Origin of the sequence: Oricola indica, from assembly GCF_965227485.1 — a bacterium.
In the GTDB taxonomy this organism is placed as follows: Bacteria; Pseudomonadota; Alphaproteobacteria; order Rhizobiales; family Rhizobiaceae; genus Oricola; species Oricola indica.
The window spans coordinates 2,613,131-2,637,089 of record NZ_OZ245747.1; the positions used below are offsets into that span (position 1 = coordinate 2,613,131).

Here is a 23,959-nt window from a genome sequence, read left to right on the forward strand (position 1 = left end):
GCCGATGCTCCGAAACTTGATCGAGATCAATTGCGTCTCCGAGCGTGCACTCTTAATATGACAAAAATAGTCAAGATAGGAGGCGCGGTCATGCGGCGTGCGGCAGCAGCGATCGGTTTTACAGCGGCGATGGCGGCGGTTTTCGCCGTTGCGGTATCGGGCCAGTCGCGGGCGACGCCTCCGGTCACGCTGGAGGCGTTGGGCGAGGCGCTGTTCTTCGACATCAATCTCTCGGCCAACCGCACCCAGGCCTGCGCGTCGTGCCACGATCCGAATTTCGGCTTCGCCGATCCACGCGGAATGGCCTCGCCCGGCGATGACGGCGTCTCGCTCGGCGACCGCAACGCGCCGACGGCCGCCTATGCGTCCTTCTCGCCGGAGTTTCACAGGAACGCCGATGGCGAATGGATCGGCGGGCAGTTCCTCGACGGGCGCGCCGCGACGCTGGAGGAGCAGGCCGGCGGGCCGCCGCTCAATCCGATGGAGATGGGCATGCCCGACGAGGCTTCGGTGGTCGAAAGGCTGCGCGAGAACCCCGACTATGACGCCGCATTTTCCGCGCTGTTCGGCGAGGGCACGCTGGCGGATACCGACAAGGCCTACGATGCCATGACCCGCGCCATCGCGGCCTTCGAACGGACCGACACTTTCGCGCCCTTCGATTCCAGATATGACCGCTTCCTGCGAGGCGAGGAAAAGCTGACCGACAAGGAAGAGCTGGGCCGGCTGCTGTTCTTCTCGCAGCAATTCACCAACTGCAACCAGTGCCACCAGCTGGCGAAAAGCGCCATCGATCCGCGCGAGACCTTTTCCGACTACAAGTTCCACAATATCGGCACGCCGGAGAACACCGCCTTGCGCGCGATGAACGGTTCGGAGCCGGGCACGATCGATGAAGGCCTGCTCGCCAATCCGGCGGTCGACGACCCCGCCATGCGCGGCCGGTTCCGCACACCGACATTGCGCAATGTCGCGGTCACCGGGCCCTATATGCACAATGGCGTATTCGAGGATCTGCGCTCGGTCGTCGTGTTCTACAACAAGTACAACACCAAGAACCCGGAGCGGCTGATCAACCCGGAAACGCGCGAACCCTTCGCCGCGCCGGAGGTGCCGGAAAACCTGTCGGAGAAGGAACTGACGCACGGCCCGGCGCTCGACGACCAGCGTATCGATGCGCTGGTGGCCTTCCTCAAGACGCTGACCGACAAGCGCTACGAGCACCTTCTGGAGGAATGATCCGCAGAGGCCGTCAGCGGTCGTGCATGCCCTTGCCGGCGAGGATCTTCGCCGCGGCCTTGTCGATGCGCGAGACGCGGGTCTTCGATTGCTTCGGCTGCGAGAAATGCAGCACCCAGCCGCGCTGGCGGCCGGGCGTCAGCGCTTCGAAAGCCGCGCGGAACTCCGGGTCGCCGTCGAGTCGGTCGACCAGTTCTTCGGGATAGTCGAGATCGTCCTTCGGCAGGTCGACCTTCAGCCCTGCCTTTTCGTTGGCGATCGCCTCGGCGACATAGGCGCGGATGACAGCATCCTGTTCGGCGATCTCATCGACGCCATGAAACTTCATAACGCGGGCTGAGCGCGAATTTTCGCCCTGCTGGACGAGGATGCCTTCGGGGTCCTTCATGAGCGCGCCCTTGAAGAAGCCGAGGCCGCAATAGTCCTTGAATCCCCAGACGATGGCGACATTGCCGCCATGGGCGGTGTAGACCGGCGAGTACCACTTGAATTCCTCGCTCAGCGGCATCTCGCGCAGGATCGCCCTTAGCGCCAGCAATTCCTCGCGCCACGCTCCGTCCTTCGCGTAGAAGGCCTCCACCTTCGCGCTGTCTTCGCTCACGGTCTCCTCCGTCCGTCAGTTCACCACGCGGGCGGAAACGATCGCGGCCGGGATGGCAACGCGCCAGGGCGCCGTCTCTCCACAGGCCTCGATGACCCGTTTGCCGACGAACTCCCGGATCGCCTTTCTGTTCGTCTCCGGCTGCGGCCGCAACAGGGCCGAGCCGCGAACCGTTCCCTCGATGAAATAGTCATAAGGCGCGCAGGGGTCGTCCACCATCCAGTGGCTATCGACCGTTTCCAGTTTCACATCGCCGAACCCCGCCTCGTGAAGCGCCGGGCCGGCGACGTCGGGATCGGCGTAGTCATGGGCGCCGGGTGCGGGTGGCAGAGACACAGACGGGTCGCCATGCGCGGCGACGGCGGCGAAGACGAAGCCGAAGGCCTGCGATGCGGGCGGTGCCTGCCACACAGAAAACGCGATGCGGCCGCCGGGGCGCAGCACGCGGCGCGCCTCGGCGAAACAATGCGGCGGATGCGGCAGGTGCGGCACGCCGAAACCGATGGTGATCACGTCGAAGGAGGCGTCATCGAAGGGCAGGGCGGTGGCATCCGCCTTCCGGAACGTGCCTTCGGGCACGGATTTGCGCGCCAGCTCCAGCATGGCGGGGGAGAAGTCGATGCCGGTGACGGTGGCGCCCGCATCGGCGAGGCCGCGCGCCACGATGCCGTGTCCGCAGCACAGATCGAGCGCTTGGTCGCCGGGGCTGGCGCGGACCGCGGCCACCATGGCGGGCACGCATTGAAGCGCAGCGTCGGCGAAGGCGCTCGCATAGGCCGAGGCGGTGGCGTCGTCAGACCAGCCCTGCTGCTCGAGTGCGCTGAATGCGCCGAAATCGTCCATGAGCCGCCTCCTACTATCTTCCCTTGCGGAATGATAGATCGGAAGCCGGTGCGCGACAATCGCGGTGCGGACGTTCGAGAAGGTGGACGTTTTCGTGTGAGGTGGCGGCTGTTGGTCCGCCGTAGCTCCAAGGCACCTATGGGGCCTGACTTGCCGAGGGAAACAGCTCGCGGGTCGCGGTGGGAAGTCTCAAGTCGCTGAAGTCGGATGTCCTAGCGGCCGTACCAGCCCGTGGCGTGGAATAGCCGGGGCGGCTCTGACTTTGCGCGGGACATTTTGCGGCGAAGACGTGCGGTGTCGGCAATCGGTCCTGCGGTTGCGCGGTCTTCTAGATAAGCAATCCGAAGTGACAATTCCGTGACATTTATATTTCCGTTTTGTGAAGACTTACTTTTCTGTTTCTTAACTGCAACAGATTGATTTGGCTTTGTCCAGCGACGCAAAAATCCGTTGCTAGACGCCGCGCCGCCTCCTACGAAATTCCCAGGTACTTGAGTGCGAAATATCGCTTTATATCAATTACCTAAAGGAACCTCCTCAACTATCTGAGTGAGGCATCATCAGTGAAAGGGGCAGTCGCTGAGAACCATGAGAGTCACTGACAAGCATTAGCGGTGCGGGTTTTTCCCGTCCCATCCAGCGCCCTGACGCACCGTTCGGGCGGACGGGAGCGGCTTGTCTGAAAGTAAAAATACGGCATCGGCATGAATTCATATGAATTTCTTGTCGTCGAATGCGCGAAACGGGTTCGTTTTGCGCAAACAGATCTGTTTTCTTTTGAGAAGGGCAAATACATGTCAATAAGACTGAAAAAGAACGGACTTTCACTTTCCGTTTCGAGTCTCGCACTGCTGACTGTCATGTCAGCGTCGGAGGCGATGGCCGATTGCGTCGGCACGCCGGCGGATAACGCGACGATCGCTTGCACGAGCGACGACGCTGACGGGCTGGACGCCACCGGCTTCACCAACCAGACGATCACCACGGCAGGCGGCACATCCGGCGACCGGCTGTCGATCAACGGCATGGTTGTCGATAATGGCAACACGCTGCTGATCGACCGCTACACGGAGCTCGACGCGGACGGAACCGGCGCTTCGGCGAATGGTCTCAACATTGGCGACGGTAACACCGTCGACGCCAATACCGACTCCAATAGCAGCAACTTTTACGTCACGATCAATTCGGACACGGCAACGGGCTTCGTTCTCGGAAACAACAACCAGGTCGACATCGATAACTATTCGTCGATCTCCGGCTCGGACTACGGGATCGATGCCGGCAACGGCAACACCTTCGACTTCGGGTCCTATGTCGATCTCGCCGGCGGCGACGCAGGCGCGCGCTTTGGCGACAGCAACGACATCACGTTTTCAAATGTCGCCATCGACGCCGATACGGGCGTGATCATCGGCGACGGCAACACCGCGTTCCTCGCCACGTATCAAGGCACCGCGATCGACTCGCTCTTCCTCGATGCGGGCGACAACAACGATATCGAGATACAGACGTACAGGTCGCTGGTGGTGAATGATGGCGACATCGTCCATGCCGGCAACGGCAACACCATCCGGCTCGGTCGCAGTTACCAGGCCCTGAACGGCAGCCTTGTCGTCGCCGGCGATGACACGACCATCGAAGCGAGCGGCCCGAGCGGGTCTTTCGGCGACGTCATTTTCAAGCTGGGCGATAGAGCCACGATAAATGGCGGTTTCATCATAAGCGACGAAGTCGTTGGCGGTGTTTTGGCGAAAGACGATCTCAAGTTCAACGCGACCGCCCGTTTCACCGCGTCTGGCAAGGGCATCGAGGCGGGCGACCGCGCCACGATCGCGATGACTTCCGATACGGACATCGAAGCGGACGATTCGGCTGTTTTCGTCGGGGACGATCTCGAACTGGTTCTCGCCGGCAGACTCCGGTCGAACAACGAACCGACCATCGAGGCCAACGACCGCGCGAAAATCTCCAACTACGGATCGATCTACGGCGGCGACGTTGCCGTCAGCGCGCATGACTATCTCGAATATCACAATTACGGCCTGACGGCCTCGACCATCCAAGCCAACAGCTTCGCCGACATCACGGTCCACGAAGGTTCTCTCGTCTACTCGACGCACGGCTATGCCGGAATCGAGGTCGAGGACGACTCCGTGATCACGGTGAATGGCGTCATCGACGATGGGTACGACCCGGACAATGTCGCCATCAACCCGGTCACCGGCGAAGAAATGACGCTCAACGGGTCGGACGCGAAAGGCGTCGAGGGTGACGACCGGAACACCGTGCGTGTCTCCGGGACGATCAGAACCGGCGACGCTGCGATCGATCTGGACGACGAAAACACGGTCGAGATCCTCGAGACCGGCATGATCTTCTCGAGCAGCACCGCGGTCGATACCGGCGACGACATGATGGTCACCAATTACGGCACGATCGAAGCCGACAACCACGGCATCAAGGCGAAGAAGAACAGCACGGTCTACAACTACGGCGACATTCGCACTGCGGTCGGCGATGGGTTGAAACTCGATAGCACCGGAACGACGGCCTACAACTACGGTACCATCAATTCCGGCGACGAAGGCATCGAGGGCAAGTCCGACTTCGTGCTGGAAAACTACGGCACCGTCATCGCGATCGATGACGCCGTGCAGGCCGACGACAACATGTATGTCCTCAACTACGGCACGCTGGAATCGACCGGCGTGAACACGGAGGAGGATCCGGACATCGCTGGCGACGGCATCGATATCGACTACGGCATTGTCGACAACTACGGCATCATCCGCGCGGCCGGTATCGACCAGGGCGGCATCGACTTCGACGAGCACAAGAATGCCGAGGAATCCACCACGATCTACAACCGCCAGGGCGCGCTCATCCAGGGTGGCTATGGCATCTTTCTCGACCCCGAGGATCGCCGCGACGACGTCAGCCCGAAGACGATCCACAACTGGGGCACGATTGTCGGCACCAGCGGTTCGGCGATCGAACTCGGCGCTGGCGATGACACGCTGATCGTCTATCAGGGCTCGCGCATCTCCGGCACGATCGATCTCGGCGAGACGGCTGTCTATGACTCCGACCTCGGCGCATGGACGGTGATCGAGAGCGAGACGGACAACGACACGTTCAGCTATCAGGCCAGCGGTCCCGCGATCTACGTGTTCGAGAACGCGCTTCCCGAGACGATCATCTCAGCATCGACGCCTTATGTCGTGTCCGGCTATTCCGTGATCTTCATGGACGCGGGGGAAACTGTTGTCGCGGACCAGGCCATGGTCAACGTGATCGGCGACATCGGCTCGACCCTGTCGAGCCGCATGGAAGAGCGTTTCGGCAATCGCGCGCAAGGCGACGCCGAGGCCAGCATCCCGCCCATGTGGCTGGCAGCGCTGGGCGGATACTCGCATGCCGACCGCTCCAGCGGGACGGCCGCTCACAACCATGCCTATGGCGGCGTCATCGGCGGTGTCGACGGCTTTGAAGTCGGCGGGTTCCAGGGGGGCGTCACCTTCGGCGCGACCCATGGCGCGCTCGATTTCGGGTCCTCGATGCGTGTCAATGCCACCACCGTATTCGGTGGATTGTACGGTGCGAACCAGCTCGGCGAAATCGGGCGGCTCGAACTGTCGATGCTCGGCGGTGTCGGTTTCAACAACAGCACACGCGACTTCGCGACCAACCTGGCGGAAAACGGCGCGACGCGGCTGACAGCCGACTACACGACCAGCTTTGTCAGCCCGGAGGTGGCGATCACCGTCGATCTGGCGGAGATGGACGATACGATCGTCACGGCGCGTCCGTCGGTGCGCTATATCGGACTGTTCTCGAGCGCCATCGAGGAAGCCGGGCAGGGCGCGGTCTGGTCGACGGGCGCACGGTCCACGCATATCGTTGAAGGGCGCCTGGCGCTGAGCGGCGAGAGGACTTTCGCCGCGGATGACGGAGCGATCATGAAAATCGGCGCATCGGGCGGCGTCGTCGCGCAGTCTGCGAGCGGCGACGACACCGACCTGTCCTTCTCGATGTTCAACCAGAGCGGATCGACGACGCTTGCCAATGCGGGCGAAACGCGCGTCGGTGGCTTCGGGGGCGTCAAGATGAGCCGCGAGCTTGCCGGCGGCGGCCGGATGTTCGGCGAAGTCGAGGGAACGATGTTTGACGGAAGCGACTACAGCGTCTCCGGCAAGGTCGGCCTGGAAATGGGCTTCTAACGGTCCCGACAAAAGAACGGGTCCCGGCGCCGAGCCGGGATCCACCTTTTCCTACCGGCTGTTGCAGCATTTGCCCTCGAATATCTTCTCAGACGGTCTCCGCCTTCATCTCGTAACGCGCCTGCGCCTCGGCCACCTTGTCCTCGTTTTCCACCGCCCAGACGCCCAGCGCGTGGATCGGTTCGAGCAGCGATTCGCCAAGTTCGGTCAGCTGGTAGTCGACGCGCGGCGGGATCGATGGGGTCACGGTGCGGTTGACGATGCCGTTGCGTTCAAGATCCCGCAACACACTGGTCAACACTTTCTGGCTTATCGTACCGATTTCGCGCTTCAGTTCGGAGAAGCGCTTGGGGCGTTCCGACAGGCGGATAAGTACCAAAACCACCCATTTTGAGCCAATTGAGGCCAATAACTCGCCCACCGGCCGGCAGACAGAGCCGATTTCATTAATGTGACTTGGTTTCTTCATGGTGACCCGGTTGCGAAAAGGTGCCGTCTTGTGCGGCGCGGTATGGGGTTTACATAAGGCCCCGGTATCAAAAAGCTACGGCGGTATCAAATCAATACCCGGTATCTTTTTCCTACCTTTACGTCATCTACGGATGCAGCACCGCGACGGAACCGGGCCCCTAAGTGTCCGTTGCCGAAATGGGAGCGCTTCGTCCGGCGGTGGCCGAACAGAGATTCACCGATGGCGCCACGTCAGGATGCGACGCCAGTAAAGCAATATTCAGGAGACAGAAAATGTCACTCAAGCTCAACGTGATCGTCACCTCCATCCGCCCCGGCCGCATCGGGCCCAAGATCGGCAAATGGATGGCTGATTTCGCCAAGGAAAATTCGGATTTCGAGGTCGAGCTGGTCGATCTCGCCAATTTCGAACTGCCGCTGTTCGACGAGCCGAAGCATCCGATGATGCAGGATTACGCCCATGAGCACACCAAGCGCTGGAGCGAAGTGAACGCCAAGGCCGACGCCTTCGTCTTCGTCTCGCCGGAATACGACTATTTCCCGGCCGCCTCGACCGTCAACGCGATCCAGACGCTGCACAAGGAATGGAACAAGAAGCCGGCCGGCCTCGTCGGTTACGGCGGCGTTTCGGGTGGCACGCGCGCCATGCAGTCCACCAAGATCCTGATGAACACCGTGCAGCTGATGCCGCTGCCGCAGGAAGTGCCGATCCCGTTCGTCTTCAACTTCATCGGCGAGGACGGCACCTTCGCCCCGGCGCCGGAAGTGGTGCAGGGCGCGACCGGCATGCTCGCCGAGCTGAAGGTCTGGGCGGAAACGCTGAAGCCGGCCCGGGAAGAAGCCCTGAAGAAGGCCGCCTGACGGGTCTAGACTCTAGGCTTTGAATGTGAGCGCTCCGCTCCTCGGGAACGAGGGGCGGGGCGTTTTTTGGTGGCGGATCAATAGTCTGAAACGGCCCATAAAAGTGCTGTCTTTGTTCCCTAAATGCGCCGAGTCATTTTTTTGAGCGGCTGCACAATCCTCTTCGCCAGCTAAGTTGTTCATTCATAGTACTTTTCTTTAAAACAAAAGGCGAACGCGATAGGGTGTACTTTAGTGACCACCAGCCTGAGAGGACAAAACTACGTTTAGCGAAACCCAAGTATCCGCAATTGCAGGCGTTCTTACCGATACGATCAAGATTGAGCATTTGACTAGTAGTCGATTTGATCGACAAACAGATGCGGTCAAAATCGCATTTGCTGTTGCACAAATGGAAGCGCAGCAAGATAGCGTCGTGGTGCTAGTCGATGGGTTAATCTCCACCAAGCTCCAGACTGAGGCGTATTCCTATCCAACGGGGCCAAAGGCATACTTTTCGCAACGTTGCCATGATCAGCAACTTAAGTGTCGTCGAATCATTTTCTTAGATGCGAAATCGACACGAGTGATGAGTTCGAAAGCTACCGGCGAGGGTGTTCTGCACTTCCACGGAATGTTTCTGCTTGGCCGAAATCAGTCCGAAAAGTGGCTTCGGCAGCGACTGACAGCGGTATTCGGCCACGCCATTCACGCACGAACATTCCAATTCAAGTTAACGACATCTGATAATAAGAAATCGCATGGGTATGCGGGTATGATTTGTACTGGGGCCACGGGTAAGTTGGCCTACATGCTCAGTCATGTCGGTACTACCTACGCCAGTTTAGGACTAAATGATGACGGAAAGCGCAGCAGGAGAGCGCCGAGCGCTCGCGGTCGAGTTAATCGGAAAGCCACTGGATTTGCGCCGGGCATCCCAAGCAATTTCGTTTCAAAGGCTGTGATTTGGGATACCGAGACAAGAAAAATCGCACGCCAAGCCTTTGATGCTTGGTACAGCGCGAATGCGATTGAAGGGCAAGAAAAGAAGGCCGAATCTGCGCCGCTTAGCCGAACAGTCATGCGTATCGCATGAGCCCCGCTCACCGCAACCGCATCGGCCTCCACACCACGATGTCCGGTCGCCGGTCCCGGTCATATTCGCTGGCCTTTACCGAACAGTCCTTCAGCCCGCATTCGCCGCAGCTGAAGGGCAGGGCCTCGATCTCCCGCACGGGATTGACGAACTGCACCACGTCGCTTGCCAAGAAACGCGCGACATGGCCGCAGCCCCGGCAAGTGACGGCCAGGATCATCCCGTGACGGGCGGCTTGTCGGATCGTGCGAATGGGGCCTGCCATGGCCTTGTTTATCGAACATAACGTGAACAATCGCAATGGGTCGTAGCGCCCGGAATTGGTCGCGCCCGAAACCGGCATCGAACCGAAACCTGGCGGCTCCCGATTTTGCTGGAACCCTCCGCCGCCTTGTGCATTTACGTTAGGTAAGTTTGTATTTACGCAAGGGAACTATGGGGGTGTTTAGTGGAACTGATTGAGATCGCAGCGCTGTCCGCCGCGAAAATGAAACCGTTCGGGTTGAGCCCGGACGCGTATCTGGAATTTCCGCCGAAGATCGTCACGGCAGAAGAATTGCCGCAAGCCTATATCGAGACGCCCGTGCGCCATGTCGAGGTTCTGGCGGAGTGCGCCGGATGCTCGCGACCCGTCATCTGCATCGCGATGGTGATCGACAACACGATCCGGCTGCATGACGAGGGCGAACACCTGCCGCCGTACAAGGTGGATTGCGTCAGGTCGGCGCCGCTCAAGATGTCCGTCTTTCGCAAGCTCGTTTTCCGTGGGGTGGAAACGCGCGCGAATTAGCGCAATTCAGGTTTGAGTTGAAACAGCTGCATCGCAAAGCGCGTTCGAGCCAAAGGCGAGAGGCAGCGCATTTCGATTGCGTTGCAGGTTGAAATGCATTGAAGGGGACAGCCCGGTTCCATGCGGCGGCGATGGCGCGCGGTTACTCGCGCCAGAACGCGGGTGCGGCGAGCACCAGCACGGTGAAGATTTCGAGGCGGCCGAGCAGCATGGCGAAGGACAGGATCCATTTCGCCGAGTCGGAGAGCGGAGCGAAATTGCCGGCGGGGCCGATCACCTCGCCGAGGCCCGGACCGACATTGGCGAGCGCCGTCAGGATGCCCGACAGCGCGGTCAGGAAATCCGTGCCCGTCAGCGTCAGCGCGACGGTCAACAGGCTCCACATCAGGATGAAGGCGGTGAAATAGAGCAGCACGACTTCCAGCGTGTCCTCGCCGACGACGTCCTTGCCGGAATGGACGCTCTGGACAGCATGCGGATAGATGAAGCGGTCGAGGGCGCGGCGCATGATTCCGTAGAGCGCGATCCAGCGATAGGTCTTCACGCCGCCCGCCGTCGACCCCGAACAGCCGCCCAGAAAGGTCGCCATGAAGACCAGCGCGATGGCAAAAGGCCCCCATTGCAGGTAGTCGGCATTGGCATAGCCGGTCGTCGTCACCAGCGAGACGATGTTGAAGATCGCATGCTCGATGCCGAGGCCCAGTTCCTCTGTGTGGGTGACGTCGAGATAGATGGCGAGTACGATGCCGAGGCCGAGCGTGTAGCACAGCATGACGATGACCTGATTGTCGCGGAACATGTCGATGCGCCCGCGCAGCATCAGCACCACCAGCGCGGTGAACGGCGTCGCGCCGATCAGCATGAAGACGATCGCCACCCATTGGGTGGACAGGTTCTCGAAATAACCGAACGAGGCGTCGTGGGTGGAATAGCCGCCGGTGGAGACGGTGGTCATGGCGTGGTTGATCGCGTCGAAGCCGGTCATGCCGGTCATCGCGTAGAGCGTCGCGCAGATGAATGTCGATGCCATGTAGATGCCGATGATCGAGACCGCGAAGGTCGTCATGCGCGAGAATGGCCGGTCGTAGCGGTCGGAGCTTTCCAGCTTGAAGACGGAGCTTCCGCCGATCTTCAGATAGGGCAGGATGAACAGGCCGAGGCCGATCACGCCAAGCCCGCCGACCCATTGCAGCATCGAGCGCCACAGCAAAAGACCGGGCGGCAAGCCGTCGAGCCCCGTAATGACGGTGGAGCCGGTCGTCGTGATGCCCGACATCGATTCGAAGAAGGCGTCGGCCAGCGAGAGTTGCAGCGACGATTCCACGAAGGGCACCGCGCCGGCTACCGCGAAGGTCAGCCACAGAAGGTTGACCAGCAGGAAGGCGAAGCGGGTCGAATAGGTCGGACGGATGCCGCGCGTCGCCGCCGCGACGATGGTCGCCAGCGCCGCGATCACCGCGCAGGAGATCGCGAAGACGATCCAGTCGGGATTGCCGTAATAGAGATCGACCAGCGCCGGAATCAGCATCAGCGCGGCGAGCCAGGTCGCGAATACGGCGCTGACATGCATTGCCGCGCGCAGATTTCTGCCTTTCATGGCGTCTCCCGCCGTCTTGCCCGTTACGGACGCACTGGCCAAACCGGCAGCGGGCCTATAGACCGGCTGTCGATCGAGCGCCACCTGAATATCGCAGGACGTGCAAGTTGGAATAGCCCCCATGAGCGAGTTTACTGCCGCCGTCGCCGAGGCCGCACGGGCCATGCGCGACCTCTTTCCCGAAACGCCGCTGCAGGAAAACGTCTTCCTGTCGCAGAAATATGGCTGCCGGGTCTTCCTCAAGCGCGAGGACCTGTCGCCGGTGCGGTCCTACAAGATCCGCGGCGCGTTCAACTTCATCCGCAAGCGTCTCGCCGAAGGGACGGAGGGGCCGTTCGTCTGTGCGTCGGCCGGCAATCACGCGCAGGGGCTGGCCTTCGTTTGCCGTCACTTCGGCAAGCAGGGCGTGATCTTCATGCCGGTCACCACGCCGCAGCAGAAGATCGCCAAGACGCGGGCCTTCGGCGGCGACAATATCGAGATCAGGCTCGTCGGAGACTATTTCGACGACTGCAACCGCGCGGCGCTGGACTATGCGCAGGCCGAGGGCGCGGTGATGGTGCCGCCTTTCGACGACGACGACATCATCGAGGGACAGGCCTCGGTCGCCCTCGAGGCGCTGGAGCAGGCGCCGCAAGGTGTCGTCTTCGACCGCGTGATGGCCGCAGTCGGCGGCGGCGGACTGTCGAGCGGGCTGACGCGCTATTTCGACGATATGGGCGAAAAGGCGGAGTTCACGCTGGTCGAGCCGGCCGGCGCACCGAGCCTGCGCAAGAGCCTGGAAAAGGGCGAGCGCGTGAAGCTGCAGGGCTTCGACAATTTCGTCGATGGCGCGGCGGTGGGGCAGGTCGGCGCGCGGCCCTTCGAGGTCCTCAAGCGTTATCGTGCGAACCAGGTGACGCTGGTTCCCGAAGACCGGCTCTGTACGACCATCATCGAGATGCTGAATGTCGAGGGCGTCGTGCTGGAACCGGCCGGCGCGCTGACCGTCGATGCGCTCAAGGATATTCCGGAACGCGAACGGGCCGGCAAGACGATCCTATGCATCGCGTCGGGCGGCAATTTCGATTTCGAGCGGCTGGCCGAGGTCAAGGAGCGGGCGCTGCGCGCCGAGGGGCTGAAGAAATACTTCGTCGTGCGCATGCCGCAGCGACCCGGCGCGTTGAAGGATTTTCTCGACCTGCTTGGCCCGGACGACGACATCACCCGGTTCGAGTATCTGAAGAAATCCGCGCGCAATTTCGGCTCGGTGCTGATCGGCATCGAGACGCGCAACCCCGCCAACTTCGCCGGGTTGATGGCGCGCATGACCGATTCCGGCATGACCTGGCAGGATATCGGCGAGAGCGACCTGATGGGCGGATTGCTGGTCTGACGGTCAGGCCGCGTCGTCGGCTGTTTCCGCCGCATCCGCGGCTTCGGCTTCATCGAGCGACGGAATGAGCTGCGCTCGTCGTCGCCCGCCGGAATTGACCGACATGTGGCGTTGAGGCGGTATCTTGCCGGAGCGCGACAGCAGGATGGCGACCGGGCGCGTGCCCTCGAATTCGGAGAAGATGATGACGAGGATGGCCGTGACCGGGACCGCGAGCAGTGCGCCGGAGATGCCCCAGACCGAACCCCAGGCGGTGACGGAAATCAGGATGACGAAGGGGCTGAGATTGAGCGAGCGGCCCATCAGAGTCGGCTCCAGGAAACTGCCGACAAAAATCTGGCAGACGGTCAGGCCGAGGAAACAGGTCGCGATCATCGACCAGTCGCCCTCGAACTGGACGATGGCGATCGCGGTCGGGGCCAGCACGCCGGCCATGGAGCCGATATAGGGGATATAGTTCAGGAGCGCGATCAGCACGCCCCAGAATGCCGCGAAGTCCAGCCCGATCAGGATCATCACGAGATAGGAGATCAGGCCGAGTACGAGGTTCACGAATGTCTTGGCGGCGAGATAGTCGCCGATGCGGTCGTTTATCGTGTCGACGATCTGGCCGATCAGGGCGCTGTCGTCGGGATCGGAGGCCAGGCGCGAGAGCTTGCGCGCGAAGATGCGGCGCTCGGCCAGTGCGAAGCCGGTATAGACCGTGATGACGAAGACCGATCCGAGAAGCACGGAGATGGAGGTCACCGTCGAGCCGATCAGCGATTGCAGGCGGATTTCGCCGAAGACGTCGCGACGGATCGTGGCCCATGTCGGCTCGGTCTCGAAACCGAACTGCACCGCAAGCCCCTGGATGATGCGCAGCAGTGATGCCTGGTATTGCGGCACCAGCGCGATAACCTGGTTGATGTTCTGGATGATCAGCAGGACGAAGCCGGTAATGATGAAGCCGATCGCCACGAGCGAGATGATGAACCGCACAGGGCCGGGCATCAATTTGCCGATTACCGGGAGAAATTCCATCCGGCGTGCGAGCGCGACGACGATGTAGGTCAGTATCACGCTGGCGATAACGGGAACGAAAACGTTCTGGCCAATATACAGGATCCAGCCGATCATGATCGCCAGCGCCATGCCGTAGACGAGGTTCCGGAAGCGATCGTGGGCCTGCATAGTGCTCCGCTTTTCGATTAGCCGATTGCCATTGTGGTGATTGCGGCGAACTTTTCAACCGCATTGCACGCGATCATGTTGCGGTGCACCGCGCTTCAAAGCGACCGCGCGAACTCCACGATCGCCGTGGCGACGGTCTCATTGTTGGATGGCGAGAGAATATCGCCGGCGACCACATGATTGTAGGGGTCGTCGGTCGTCTCCAGTTCCAGGACCGTCACAGGGCCGCCCCAGCGATCGGCGATTTCGGCAGTTACCGTCTCGTCGACCACGCCGTCATCCGGATGGTAGACGAAGAGCGCCGGCATCGTGAATTGCTCGAAGGGCAGGGCGCCGGCGCGGTTGACCATCGCTGCCATCGGCATCAGCGCGCTCGTTGGATAGCGCGTCGTCCAGTTTCGGCCATGCTCTTCGTTTTGGGCGTCGAAGCCGCGCTCCGCGCCGATAACGATGCCGGCGATCGCGTCGCCGAAGGGCCATGTGAGCAATCCAGAGCCGGCGGCGCGGATTTTGAAATTGGGCGAGACCAGAACGAACCCGGCGATGCGGTTTTCGAATTCCGGCAGGTTCGCCGCCAGGACGGCAAGCGACGCGCCTGTCGATGTGGCGACGATGACGACCTTTTCGCCGATCCTCTCGCCGATGGCGACGGCCTCGGCCAAATCCTGGATCCAGTCGTTGACGGAGGGCTCGGCCATGGCGTCGCCGTCGCGACCGTGGCCGGCGAGGCGGGCGTAATAGAGGTTCGCGCCGAGTTCCGCTGCGGCCATGTCCGGAACGGGCCGCAACTCGCCCTTTGCGGCGGAGAAGCCGTGCAGATAGACGATCGATACGGGCGTCTTGGCCCGCGATTCAGGATAGGCCCAGACGATCTCTTTTGTCGCATTTTCGCGCAGATTGGGAACTTTGCCTTCCTCTTCGGCAAGCCATGTATCGACATCGCTTCCGATCGTCGCCGGATCGAAACGAACGGAAAGGTCGACCGGCGTGCGTGGCCCGAAAACCCATGCCATCGCGAAGGCGACGAGGATGAGAAGGAGGATGGTAAGCACGGTTCTGATCCGCGAGCGGCCCTTCCGGGGTTTGTCTTCGGCCATGTGTTTCCGCCCATGATACGGGCGCGTTCGAACTTGCCCGTCGATTTTTGACGTATTCGTAAAGGTCAACCGAGGCGTTGGCAATTGGCGAAAAGAATGGGCCGCCGGTTGAAACCGGCGGCCCAAAGACCGTTCGAACCGTGATGGGGATCGGACCTCAGAGCGTGATGCGGAATTTCGCGAAGCCGCCTTCGCCATCGCCGGCGGGCTCGATTTTCACGCCCCTCACGTCTCCGGCATATTGCGCGCCTTTCGGCCCGGTTTCGAAAATCACCGTGGCGTCTTCGACCGGGGCAAAGGTCCAGTTGGCGTCCGCCGATGGATTGATGGTGCCCTGATCGACGATGTAGCGGACGATGACGTCGCGGTTGGTGTCCGGTGCGGACAGGATGACCACGTCGTTGTTGATGTCCGGGAAATTGCCGCCACCACCGGCGCGGTAGTTGTTGGTCGCAACGACGAACTTCTGCGCCGGATCGATCGGCTTGCCGTCGAACATCAGGTCGACGATACGGCTGGATTCGGCATTGGCGATCTCGCCCTTGGAGGTGTATTTCGCCGGTTTCGACAGGTCGATCTTGTAGGTGACGCCGTCGATCACGTCGAAATTGTAGGACGGGAAGTCCGGGTTCATCAGCGGCTGGTCGGCCTTGCCCGGCTCGACCTGATTGAAGATGCCGGCCGACATTTCCAGCCATTCCTTCACCGTGGCGCCGTCGATAGCGACTGCACGCACGGTGTTCGGATAGAGGTAGAGGTCGGCGACATTCTTGATGGCAACGGAACCGGCCGGCACGTCCGTGTAGTATTCCGGTCCGCCGCGTCCGCCGGCCTTGAAGGGCGCAGCTGCCGAGAGCACCGGCAGATCGCCATATTCGCCGTCCTTGAGCAGGTCAGAAACGTACCAGATCTGCGCCTGGCTGACGATCTGGACCGACGGGTCATCGGCAACGAGCGCGAAATAGGAATAGAGCGGCGCGGAGGTTTCGCCGACCGGTGTGCGCACATAGGCGAGCGTGCTTTCATGCTCGTCGATGACCGCTGCCTCGACCGCCGGCAGGTTTTCGACCAGCGCGGTGACGGACCGATCCTCGTTGCGTTTGGAGATCGGCCGCGTCTCGACGGTGGAGTCGATCACCTTCCAAGAGTTGCCGTCGCGCTCGATCATCAGGTCGATCAGGCCCATATGGGAGCCCCAGAAGCCGCCTTGCACGGCGGGCTTGCCCATCAGTGTGCCCTTGACGTTGTCAACGCCCTCTATTCCGTCGAAATCGCCCGGGAAGACGCGGTGCTGGTGACCGGTGAAGACGGCGTCGATGCCATCGACACCCGCGAGAAAGAGCGAGGCGTTTTCCATCATCTCGGTCTGAACGCCGTCGATGCCGGAGTGGGAGAGGGCGATCACGATATCGGCACCGTCCTCCTTCATCTGCGGAACCCATGCCTTCGCCGTCTCGACGATGTCGCGGGTCATGACATTGCCGACGAGATGGCGCGAATCCCACGTCATGATCTGCGGCGGGACGAAACCTATGAAGCCGACGCGCACAGTCTGCTCCTCGCCGGCGCCGTCGGTCACGGTCTTGTCGAGGATTACATAGGGTTTCATGTAGAGCTTGTCGTCGCGCGGATTGGCGGCGAGTTCGGTGCCGTTGACCAGATTGGCGCAGACGATCGGGTAGTTGGCGCCGGAATTGACCTTGTCCATAAAGGACAGGCCGTAATTGAATTCGTGGTTGCCGAGCGTGCCGCAATCATAGCCGAGAACGTTCATCGCCTCGATGACCGGATGGACCACGTCGCCATCCATGCCGCGTTCATAGGCGATCCAGTCGCCCATCGGGTTGCCCTGCAGATAGTCGCCATTGTCGATGAGCATCGTGTTGGTCGCTTCCTTGCGGAAACCGTCGATGATCGAGGCTGTGCGGGCGAGGCCCATCGTGTCGTTGGGGCGATCGGCATAGTAGTCGTAGGGCAGGACCGCGACGTGGATATCCGTCGTTTCCATGATGCGCAGATGCGCCTGGTTGGCCTGGGCACGCGCCGCAAACGGATGGAGGGCGATCAGCGCGCCGGTTGCCGCCGTTCCGGCGAGCAGGGACCTGCGCGTAATCGGATGCAGTGCAGACATGGGATTAATATGGGACATCATCGTTCTCCACCTGTAGGAACAAACCGCGGGCACCCAACCCGTACTTGATTGCAGTCTCATTGCAGATCGGTGTCAAGCGCGTGACATGGGCGACAATTGACAGGCCGGACGGGGCGACCCATGGTTAAGTCATCAGGAGGTACGAAATGGCGGGATTTCTGAAACGGTTGTTCGGCGCGCCGGCCAATGAGAACTCGCCGCCATCCGGCGATCCGGACGAGGTCTACAAGGACGTCGAGCTCTTCGCGCAGCCGGTCAAGGAAGGCGGCCAGTGGCGCGTTGCCGGCACTCTGCGCAAGCAGGTCGGCGACCAGAAGGTCGAACGGAAGTTCGTGCGGGCCGACCTGTTGCCCGACGAGGATTCAGCGAAGACCGCCGCACTCGGCAAGGCGAAGCTGATCGTCGATCAGAACGGCGACAGCCTTTGGAGCGGCGAAGACCGAATGGTCTAGGCCCACAGGGCACTCCGCCGACTTGACGGGGTGCGGGCGGAGCCGTAGTCAGATTTTCACATTGAAAACCATCCGGATACAGTAAGCCATGCCGGTAAACCGATATCTCGCGGCCCCGGCGCTGACGATCGTTCCTCCCGAGCGTGCGCTCGCAGGGGCGGTGACTCCGCCCGGTTCGAAATCGATCACGAACCGCGCCTTGCTCCTTGCCGCCCTCGCCAAGGGTCAGAGCCGGATCACCGGTGCGCTGAAAAGCGACGACACGATATTGATGGCGAAGGCATTGCGCGCCATGGGCGTTTCCGTCGAGGAGCCGGACGCGACGAGTTTCGTGATCGACAGCAAGGCCAGCCTGAGCGCGCCGGACGCGCCGCTGTTCCTCGGCAATGCCGGGACGGCCACGCGGTTCCTGACCGCCGCCGCCGCCGCCGTCGAGGGAACCGTTGTCGTCGATGGCGACAAGCATATGCGCAAGCGTCCGATCGGCCCGCTTGTCGTGGCGCTGCGGTCCATGGGCATCGACGCGGAATCCATCGGGGGATACCCGCCGGTAACGGTGCGTGGCCATGGCGGTTTTGCCGGTGGACGCGTTGAAATCGATGGCGGGCTTTCGAGCCAGTACGTGTCGGCGGTGCTGATGGTCGCCCCGTTGGCGGAAGGTCCGGTCGAGATCGCGCTGACCGGGCCGCAGATCGGCGCGCGGGGCTATGTCGACCTTACGCTCGCGACGATGAGGGCATTCGGCGCTTCGGTCACGCAGCGCGGCGCCGCAGAGTGGCAGGTCGAACCAGGCGCCTACCGGCCGATCGATTACCGCATCGAGCCGGACGCCTCCGCGGCCACCTATTTATGGGCGATCGAAGTTCTCACCGATGGCGAGATCGATCTCGGCGTCGCCGCCGGAGATTTCACCCAGCCGGACGCCCATGCGCGCGAGATTATCGCCCGGTTTCCGAAAATGCCTGCCGTGATCGAAGGGTCGCAGATGCAGGACGCCGTGCCGACACTGGCCGTGCTGGCCGCTTTCAACGATGGTCCCGTCCGGTTCACCGGCATCGCAAATCTCCGGGTCAAGGAATGCGACCGGATCGCGGCGCTTCGCCAGGGGCTCAACCGGATCCGCCCGGGGTTGGCGTCGGAAGAGGAAGACGATCTGATCGTCTACGGCAATCCGAAGCTCGCCGGGATGACCGTTGATGCGCGGATCGACAGCCATGCCGATCACCGGATCGCCATGAGCTTCGCACTGGCCGGCCTCAAGACCGCGGGTATCACCATTCTGGACCCGGGTTGCGTGTCGAAGACATTCCCGGACTATTGGGACGTGCTGGAAGGGCTCGGTGTGGAGATGAGGGAAGTTGATCTAAACAATGGCCGGGTCGATGCCGACATTCGGCCGGTCGATGATCTCCCTCAGGGCGAATGACGAATTGATCTTGACCACATGCGGCAGGGCGGACAGCCAGTCGCGGTGGATGCGCTCGTAGTCGGCGAGATCCTTTGCCGCGACGCGCAGGACATAGTCGTATTCGCCGCTCATCAGGTAGCACACGAGGACGTTCGGGCAGCGCTTGATCGCCTCCTCGAACTCGCGCAGCGTCTTCTGGAACTGACCGGACAGCGATATATGCACGATCACGGTCAGGCTGTAGCCGAGCGCGCGGTTGGAAACGCGGGCATGATAGCCGCGGATCGTTCCGGATTTTTCCAGATTGTCGAGCCGGCGCGAGCATGCGGAAGGCGACAGGCCGACCCTCTCGGCAAGCGCGGCGTTGGACATGCGCCCATCGGCCTGCAGGGCCGACAGGATCGCGAGATCAATCGAATCGTGTTCCATGTGTGCAATGTTTCATCGTTTTTTGGGTCGTGTGCGCAAGAATACACGAAAATCAGGCCTGGGACACCTGCAGATTGCAAGGACATTCGAGACCTTTTCGGTAATTCTTTTCCCTGAGGAATTCTCGAACCATCAGGGAGATTGCAATGCGCGTGGGATGCCCGAAAGAAATCAAAAACCATGAGTACCGCGTCGGCCTCACTCCGGGGTCGGCGCGCGAATACGTCGCCAACGGCCACGACGTTATCGTCGAAAGCGGTGCGGGCCTTGGTATCGACGCAGATGATGCGTCCTATGTTGCCGCCGGAGCCAAGGTCGTAAAGACCGCCAAGGAAGTCTTCGACCAGTCCGACATGATCGTGAAGGTCAAGGAACCGCAGCCCTCGGAATGGGCGATGCTCCGCGAAGACCAGATTCTCTATACATATCTCCATCTCGCACCCGATCCCGAGCAGACCAGGGGTCTCCTTGCGAGCGGCTGCACCGCGATCGCCTACGAGACCGTCACAGACGAGCGCGGCGGCCTGCCGCTGCTTGCGCCGATGTCGGAAGTGGCGGGCCGGTTGGCGATCCAGGCGTCGGCCACCGCGCTCCAGAAGGCGCATGGCGGTCACGGTATCCTGCTTGGCGGCGTGCCGGGCGTGCTGCCGGCCAAGGTCGTCGTGATCGGTGGTGGGGTCGTCGGGCTGAACTCGGCCAAGATGGCAGTCGGCCTCGGCGCGGATGTCACGATCATCGACCGTTCCATCCCGCGGCTGCGCGAACTCGACAACATCTTCAACGGCCGCGTCCACACCCGTTACTCGACGGTCGAAGCGATGGAGGAAGAAGTCTTCTCCGCCGACGCGGTGATCGGTGCCGTGCTGATCCCCGGTGCGGCGGCGCCGAAACTGGTCAGCCGCGAAATGCTCGGCGGCATGAAGCAGGGTGCTGTGCTCTGCGACGTCGCGATCGACCAGGGCGGCTGCTTCGAGACCTCCAGGGCGACCACGCATTCCGATCCGACCTACGAGATCGACGGGGTTATTCACTATTGCGTCGCCAACATGCCTGGCGCTGTGCCGGTGACCTCGGCGAAGGCGCTCAACAATGCGACGCTCCAATACGGTCTCATGTTGGCGAACAAGGGGCTGAAGGCGCTGATCGACGAACCGCATCTGCGCAATGGCCTGAACGTGCATCGCGGCCGTATCACAAACAAGGCGGTCGCCGACGCTCTGGGCTACGAGATGGCGCCCCCGCAGGAAGCGCTGAAGGTCGCCTGACAAACCGGAAGCGCTATACGGCCGGTCGTTAAAGGTAACGACCGGCCGTATTCTTTTCAGGCAACCCATTGCCTGACATCATTTCCGCAATCTCACCCACGCTCTATACGCGCCTGATAGCAATTGTTCGTCGCCGAGCGGACATGGACATAGGCTATCGCTGGATTCTGGAAGAGCTCGTGTGCATAGGCCTCGATTTCAGGCTGTGGCACGATCTGTCCCGAACCGTAGACGATCCGGTCGTCGCTGCCATAGCCGCGGAGCAGATAGCGCGGCGATTGGTGCAGGATCTCGGGGACTTGCTGTCCGGGTTCCATGGCCTCGCATTCGCGGGCATGGAGGAAGATCGGCCCCGTTTCAGCGAAAGGCTGATGGCTCGCGAAGGGGCGCCAGGCGAGAATGAGGTAGTTCTCGCCGGCTTCGATGTTTTTCATGCAATGCCGGCAGGGCATGCCGTCACCATCGGAAATGGCTCTGACCGGTAGCTGACCGTAGGCGTCCGGCCCGCCGCGCTGAATGGCGCGCGTGGCTTCCGTGTCGATTGCGAAAAAGGTGAGGCGGTCCATCCTGGGCTCCATCATTTGTGTCGATGGGCGGATGGAATATCGGGCGGCGGTTGTCCGCCACCCGATTTATGCGGGATCGTTGCGGCGCGATCAGCGGGTCACGAAGTCGGTGACGCGGCGCAGGGTGACGCGGCGATTGCGCCATTCCGCGTTGGGCGTGGGCACTAGCAGATAGTCCTCGCCGTAGCCCGCGGGTTCCAGCGCCCGGCGCGCGATGCCGAAACGGCGGTTGAGCAGTCGGGCGACTTCATAAGCGCGCGCCTGGGACAATGCATAGTTGCTGGAACGCGAGCCGACCGCATCCGTGTGGCCCTCGATCATGAAAACCTCATGCGGGTTGCGGCGGATGATGCGACGCATCGCGATGGCGATCTGTTCGACCTTCCAGCGTTCCGCAGGGGGGATATGCGACGAACCGAAGGCGAAGTTGATCGACTGGATGTCAATCGACGGCGCCATGTTGCGCAGACGCGGATTGCGCTTGATCTGGTCGATGGTAACGCGCGCCGAGCGTTTGATCTTGTGGCGCGGCCGGCGATCCAGCATGCGCTCGATCGTGGCGGCGGCGGGCGACGAGGCTTCCGCCGCAAAAGCGGGGACGGTTGGGACGAGAGCTGCCGCGCCGGCGGCGGCGAGCGATTTGATGAAGTTACGGCGGTTCATGGCACACTCCCTGGTGCAGGTTGATGTGCCTCCGGTGTAGCGATCGGTGCCTGAACCGCTTCTGAACGGTCCGTTCAGCCTTGCACGATGCCTTTTTCGGCCAGGCGGTGCAGGTCCGTCTTCGACAGCGGCCGCAGTGTGCTGTCCTCGCGCCTCACTGGCTGAAAGCCGAGCTTCTGGTAGAGGGGCAGGGCTGCCGGATGATCAAGCGTGCAGGTGTTGACGGTGATCCGCTCCGGCTCGCTGGCCCAGCACGCCTCGATGGCGCGAGACAGGAGCCAGCGTCCAAGGCCGCGACCCGCTGCATGCGGCATCATACCGAAATAGGCGAGATCGATCGAAGCCGGATCGGCGCGGTTGATCTCGTAGAAGCCGGCGGGCGCGCCATCGAGATAAAGGACATAGATTTCCGTCGTGTCGGCGTGGATGACCGACGCCAGCGTCTCGTCGTCCATGCGCAGCCTGTATTCCCATTTCCAGGGGTATCCGACCTGGAACTGAAGGAACCGGTAGAAAGCGAGTTGCGGCTTTTCGGCATGCAGAATCGCCGCATTGACGCCGAGCGGAAGCGGATAGCGCTTCACCTGCGGCACGGTCATTTCCAGAAAAGTGATCGTGGTATCAAGCGTTTGGGGTTCGGCGCTCATAATCCGATTCAACCCTTTGCCGGTCCGGTCTCGACCGGGGTGTCGTCTTGTGATCCCCATTCCGACCATGAGCCGTCATAAAGCTTGTGATCGTCGCTACCGAGCGATTCCAGCGCGAGCGAGATCACGGCTGCCGTGACGCCCGATCCGCAGGTGGTGACGACCGGCCGCGATGGATCGATGCCGCTATCGGTGAAGGTCTGGCGGAGGCCGTCAATATCCTTCAGGTAACCGTTTTCCGAGAGCGACAGCGCCGGGACGCTGCGCGCGCCTGGCATGTGGCCGGAGCGCATGCCCGCACGCGGCTCCGGCTCCTCCCCGGTGAAGCGGCCCGCGGGACGCGCATCCGCGATCTGCGACGACCGTTCCGAGACGATTTGCCGGAGGTCTTCGAGCGACGCGATTTTCGACGCGTCGAATTTCGGCAGGAATGCGTTCGACGCGATCTTGGTCGGGGTTGCGGTGACGATGTGGCCGTCCTTTTTCCAGTTGTCGAATCCGCCGTCGAGCAGGAAGACCTTCTCCGCGCCCATGATGCGGAACAGCCACCAGACGCGCGGCGCGGTGAACATGCCGAGCCCATCATAGACGACAATGGTGTCGTCGCGCGAAATGCCCATGGCGCTGGCGTGGCGTTCGAAAACGGACGGCGAGGGGATGGTGTGCGGCAGGTCGCTGTCCGGATCGACCACCGCGTCCTGGTCGAAGAAGACCGCGCCGGGAATGTGGGCCGCGTCATATTCGGCGCGCGCGTCGCGGTTTTGCGCGGGCAGATACCAGGAACCGTCGACAATCGACAGGCCAGGATCCTTGAGGTGCTTGACGAGCCACTGGGGCGAAACGACGAAGGGACTTTTCTCGCTCACGGTCGGTTCTCTCACTTTCGAGGGCGTTTTGCGGGCTCAGCTATACAGGACGACGGCGAGTCGTCGCTAGGGTCAATGACCGCACGACGTGTCGAGACAAGCGGGAACGGCGGCAGGACCATCATTGGCGATCATTGCATCGCCCGCCGTGCAGGAGCCTGCGCTTGCG

General features: G+C 61.7%; 21 protein-coding genes and 1 pseudogene. 9 read left to right on the top strand and 13 right to left on the bottom strand.

Annotated features, from left to right (window positions below; genetic code table 11):
• Positions 1-90 precede the first annotated feature (90 nt).
• Complete coding sequence (locus tag ACQK2M_RS13090) at positions 91-1,239, top strand: cytochrome-c peroxidase (RefSeq protein WP_425418183.1); 1,149 nt, start codon at positions 91-93, stop codon at positions 1,237-1,239.
• A 13-nt stretch (positions 1,240-1,252) separates the two neighbouring features.
• On the opposite strand, the gene ACQK2M_RS13095 is transcribed toward ACQK2M_RS13090, so the two are convergent.
• Complete coding sequence (locus tag ACQK2M_RS13095; RefSeq protein ID WP_425418184.1) at positions 1,253-1,840, bottom strand: YdeI/OmpD-associated family protein; 588 nt, start codon at positions 1,838-1,840, stop codon at positions 1,253-1,255.
• A gap of 15 nt (positions 1,841-1,855) precedes the next feature.
• A complete protein-coding gene (locus tag ACQK2M_RS13100; protein ID WP_425418185.1) occupies positions 1,856-2,683 on the bottom strand; it encodes a class I SAM-dependent methyltransferase in 828 nt (275 codons plus the stop codon).
• A 794-nt stretch (positions 2,684-3,477) separates the two neighbouring features.
• On the opposite strand from ACQK2M_RS13100, the gene ACQK2M_RS13105 reads away from it, so the two are divergent.
• Complete coding sequence (locus ACQK2M_RS13105) at positions 3,478-6,903, top strand: autotransporter domain-containing protein (RefSeq protein WP_425418186.1); 3,426 nt, start codon at positions 3,478-3,480, stop codon at positions 6,901-6,903.
• An 88-nt stretch (positions 6,904-6,991) separates the two neighbouring features.
• On the opposite strand, the gene ACQK2M_RS13110 is transcribed toward ACQK2M_RS13105, so the two are convergent.
• Positions 6,992-7,372 (bottom strand): winged helix-turn-helix transcriptional regulator, encoded by a 381-nt coding sequence (locus ACQK2M_RS13110; protein WP_223478062.1) that lies wholly within the window; start codon positions 7,370-7,372, stop codon positions 6,992-6,994.
• Between the two features lie 275 nt (positions 7,373-7,647).
• On the opposite strand from ACQK2M_RS13110, the gene ACQK2M_RS13115 reads away from it, so the two are divergent.
• Both ACQK2M_RS13115 and ACQK2M_RS13120 read left to right on the top strand, forming a co-directional pair.
• Positions 7,648-8,235 (top strand): NADPH-dependent FMN reductase, encoded by a 588-nt coding sequence (locus ACQK2M_RS13115; RefSeq protein WP_425418187.1) that lies wholly within the window; start codon positions 7,648-7,650, stop codon positions 8,233-8,235.
• 328 nt (positions 8,236-8,563) lie between these two features.
• Positions 8,564-9,310, top strand: coding sequence for a hypothetical protein (locus ACQK2M_RS13120; protein WP_425418188.1), 747 nt, complete (start codon positions 8,564-8,566; stop codon positions 9,308-9,310).
• Positions 9,311-9,317: 7 nt separating this feature from the next.
• On the opposite strand, the gene ACQK2M_RS13125 is transcribed toward ACQK2M_RS13120, so the two are convergent.
• Positions 9,318-9,575 (bottom strand): hypothetical protein, encoded by a 258-nt coding sequence (locus tag ACQK2M_RS13125; protein ID WP_425418189.1) that lies wholly within the window; start codon positions 9,573-9,575, stop codon positions 9,318-9,320.
• Positions 9,576-9,758: 183 nt separating this feature from the next.
• Between ACQK2M_RS13125 and ACQK2M_RS13130 the strand changes: the two genes are divergently transcribed.
• Positions 9,759-10,100, top strand: a complete 342-nt coding sequence (locus ACQK2M_RS13130; RefSeq protein WP_223478057.1) for a hypothetical protein — start codon at positions 9,759-9,761, stop codon at positions 10,098-10,100.
• A gap of 142 nt (positions 10,101-10,242) precedes the next feature.
• Here ACQK2M_RS13130 and ACQK2M_RS13135 read toward each other — a convergent pair whose 3' ends face one another.
• Positions 10,243-11,697, bottom strand: a complete 1,455-nt coding sequence (locus tag ACQK2M_RS13135) for a TrkH family potassium uptake protein (RefSeq protein ID WP_425418190.1) — start codon at positions 11,695-11,697, stop codon at positions 10,243-10,245.
• A gap of 121 nt (positions 11,698-11,818) precedes the next feature.
• On the opposite strand from ACQK2M_RS13135, the gene ilvA reads away from it, so the two are divergent.
• Positions 11,819-13,072, top strand: a complete 1,254-nt coding sequence (gene ilvA / locus ACQK2M_RS13140) for a threonine ammonia-lyase IlvA (RefSeq protein ID WP_425418191.1) — start codon at positions 11,819-11,821, stop codon at positions 13,070-13,072.
• Positions 13,073-13,075: 3 nt separating this feature from the next.
• Here ilvA and ACQK2M_RS13145 read toward each other — a convergent pair whose 3' ends face one another.
• The 3 genes from ACQK2M_RS13145 to ACQK2M_RS13155 form a co-directional block, all read right to left on the bottom strand.
• Positions 13,076-14,245, bottom strand: coding sequence for an AI-2E family transporter (locus tag ACQK2M_RS13145; protein ID WP_223478054.1), 1,170 nt, complete (start codon positions 14,243-14,245; stop codon positions 13,076-13,078).
• A 95-nt stretch (positions 14,246-14,340) separates the two neighbouring features.
• Positions 14,341-15,297, bottom strand: coding sequence for an alpha/beta hydrolase (locus ACQK2M_RS13150; RefSeq protein WP_425418192.1), 957 nt, complete (start codon positions 15,295-15,297; stop codon positions 14,341-14,343).
• Between the two features lie 202 nt (positions 15,298-15,499).
• Positions 15,500-17,491 (bottom strand): bifunctional 2',3'-cyclic-nucleotide 2'-phosphodiesterase/3'-nucleotidase, encoded by a 1,992-nt coding sequence (locus tag ACQK2M_RS13155; RefSeq protein WP_425418193.1) that lies wholly within the window; start codon positions 17,489-17,491, stop codon positions 15,500-15,502.
• Positions 17,492-17,640: 149 nt separating this feature from the next.
• Here ACQK2M_RS13155 and ACQK2M_RS13160 point away from each other — a divergent pair, with 149 nt between their 5' ends.
• Both ACQK2M_RS13160 and ACQK2M_RS13165 read left to right on the top strand, forming a co-directional pair.
• Positions 17,641-17,946, top strand: a complete 306-nt coding sequence (locus ACQK2M_RS13160) for an HlyU family transcriptional regulator (RefSeq protein WP_425418194.1) — start codon at positions 17,641-17,643, stop codon at positions 17,944-17,946.
• Positions 17,947-18,034: 88 nt separating this feature from the next.
• Positions 18,035-19,309: pseudogene (locus tag ACQK2M_RS13165) on the top strand (3-phosphoshikimate 1-carboxyvinyltransferase); the annotation flags it as partial.
• On the opposite strand, the gene ACQK2M_RS13170 reads toward ACQK2M_RS13165, so the two are convergent.
• Positions 19,310-19,783: an Lrp/AsnC family transcriptional regulator gene (locus ACQK2M_RS13170; RefSeq protein ID WP_223478050.1), complete on the bottom strand. Its 474-nt coding sequence runs from the start codon at positions 19,781-19,783 to the stop codon at positions 19,310-19,312. It lies immediately after the preceding pseudogene.
• Between the two features lie 146 nt (positions 19,784-19,929).
• Between ACQK2M_RS13170 and ald the strand changes: the two genes are divergently transcribed.
• Positions 19,930-21,048: an alanine dehydrogenase gene (ald, locus tag ACQK2M_RS13175; protein ID WP_425418195.1), complete on the top strand. Its 1,119-nt coding sequence runs from the start codon at positions 19,930-19,932 to the stop codon at positions 21,046-21,048.
• Between the two features lie 92 nt (positions 21,049-21,140).
• Here the strand turns inward: ald and ACQK2M_RS13180 are convergent, their stop codons facing one another.
• The 4 genes from ACQK2M_RS13180 to sseA all read right to left on the bottom strand — a co-directional run bounded on the left by ACQK2M_RS13180 (position 21,141) and on the right by sseA (position 23,790).
• Positions 21,141-21,614, bottom strand: a complete 474-nt coding sequence (locus ACQK2M_RS13180) for a DUF1203 domain-containing protein (protein WP_425418196.1) — start codon at positions 21,612-21,614, stop codon at positions 21,141-21,143.
• A gap of 90 nt (positions 21,615-21,704) precedes the next feature.
• Positions 21,705-22,277, bottom strand: coding sequence for an OmpA family protein (locus ACQK2M_RS13185; protein WP_425418197.1), 573 nt, complete (start codon positions 22,275-22,277; stop codon positions 21,705-21,707).
• A 74-nt stretch (positions 22,278-22,351) separates the two neighbouring features.
• Positions 22,352-22,924 carry a GNAT family N-acetyltransferase gene (locus tag ACQK2M_RS13190; protein ID WP_425418198.1) on the bottom strand — a complete coding sequence of 191 codons (573 nt, stop codon included), beginning with the start codon at positions 22,922-22,924 and terminating at the stop codon, positions 22,352-22,354.
• Between the two features lie 8 nt (positions 22,925-22,932).
• On the bottom strand, positions 22,933-23,790 hold the full coding sequence (gene sseA / locus ACQK2M_RS13195) for a 3-mercaptopyruvate sulfurtransferase (protein ID WP_425418199.1): 858 nt from the start codon (positions 23,788-23,790) through the stop codon (positions 22,933-22,935).
• Positions 23,791-23,959: the final 169 nt, after the last annotated feature.

What these genes read in the sequence shown, in the direction of transcription:
- ACQK2M_RS13090 (WP_425418183.1), top strand. Translation starts at nt 91, where the DNA reads ATGCGGCGTGCGGCAGCAGCGATCGGTTTTACAGCGGCGATGGCGGCG.
- ACQK2M_RS13100 (WP_425418185.1), bottom strand. Translation starts at nt 2,683, where the DNA reads ATGGACGATTTCGGCGCATTCAGCGCACTCGAGCAGCAGGGCTGGTCT.
- ACQK2M_RS13105 (WP_425418186.1), top strand. Translation starts at nt 3,478, where the DNA reads ATGTCAATAAGACTGAAAAAGAACGGACTTTCACTTTCCGTTTCGAGT.
- ACQK2M_RS13110 (WP_223478062.1), bottom strand. Translation starts at nt 7,372, where the DNA reads ATGAAGAAACCAAGTCACATTAATGAAATCGGCTCTGTCTGCCGGCCG.
- ACQK2M_RS13115 (WP_425418187.1), top strand. Translation starts at nt 7,648, where the DNA reads ATGTCACTCAAGCTCAACGTGATCGTCACCTCCATCCGCCCCGGCCGC.
- ACQK2M_RS13125 (WP_425418189.1), bottom strand. Translation starts at nt 9,575, where the DNA reads ATGGCAGGCCCCATTCGCACGATCCGACAAGCCGCCCGTCACGGGATG.
- ACQK2M_RS13135 (WP_425418190.1), bottom strand. Translation starts at nt 11,697, where the DNA reads ATGAAAGGCAGAAATCTGCGCGCGGCAATGCATGTCAGCGCCGTATTC.
- ilvA (WP_425418191.1), top strand. Translation starts at nt 11,819, where the DNA reads ATGAGCGAGTTTACTGCCGCCGTCGCCGAGGCCGCACGGGCCATGCGC.
- ACQK2M_RS13145 (WP_223478054.1), bottom strand. Translation starts at nt 14,245, where the DNA reads ATGCAGGCCCACGATCGCTTCCGGAACCTCGTCTACGGCATGGCGCTG.
- ACQK2M_RS13155 (WP_425418193.1), bottom strand. Translation starts at nt 17,491, where the DNA reads ATGTCCCATATTAATCCCATGTCTGCACTGCATCCGATTACGCGCAGG.
- ACQK2M_RS13160 (WP_425418194.1), top strand. Translation starts at nt 17,641, where the DNA reads ATGGCGGGATTTCTGAAACGGTTGTTCGGCGCGCCGGCCAATGAGAAC.
- ACQK2M_RS13170 (WP_223478050.1), bottom strand. Translation starts at nt 19,783, where the DNA reads ATGGAACACGATTCGATTGATCTCGCGATCCTGTCGGCCCTGCAGGCC.
- ald (WP_425418195.1), top strand. Translation starts at nt 19,930, where the DNA reads ATGCGCGTGGGATGCCCGAAAGAAATCAAAAACCATGAGTACCGCGTC.
- ACQK2M_RS13180 (WP_425418196.1), bottom strand. Translation starts at nt 21,614, where the DNA reads ATGGACCGCCTCACCTTTTTCGCAATCGACACGGAAGCCACGCGCGCC.
- ACQK2M_RS13185 (WP_425418197.1), bottom strand. Translation starts at nt 22,277, where the DNA reads ATGAACCGCCGTAACTTCATCAAATCGCTCGCCGCCGCCGGCGCGGCA.
- ACQK2M_RS13190 (WP_425418198.1), bottom strand. Translation starts at nt 22,924, where the DNA reads ATGAGCGCCGAACCCCAAACGCTTGATACCACGATCACTTTTCTGGAA.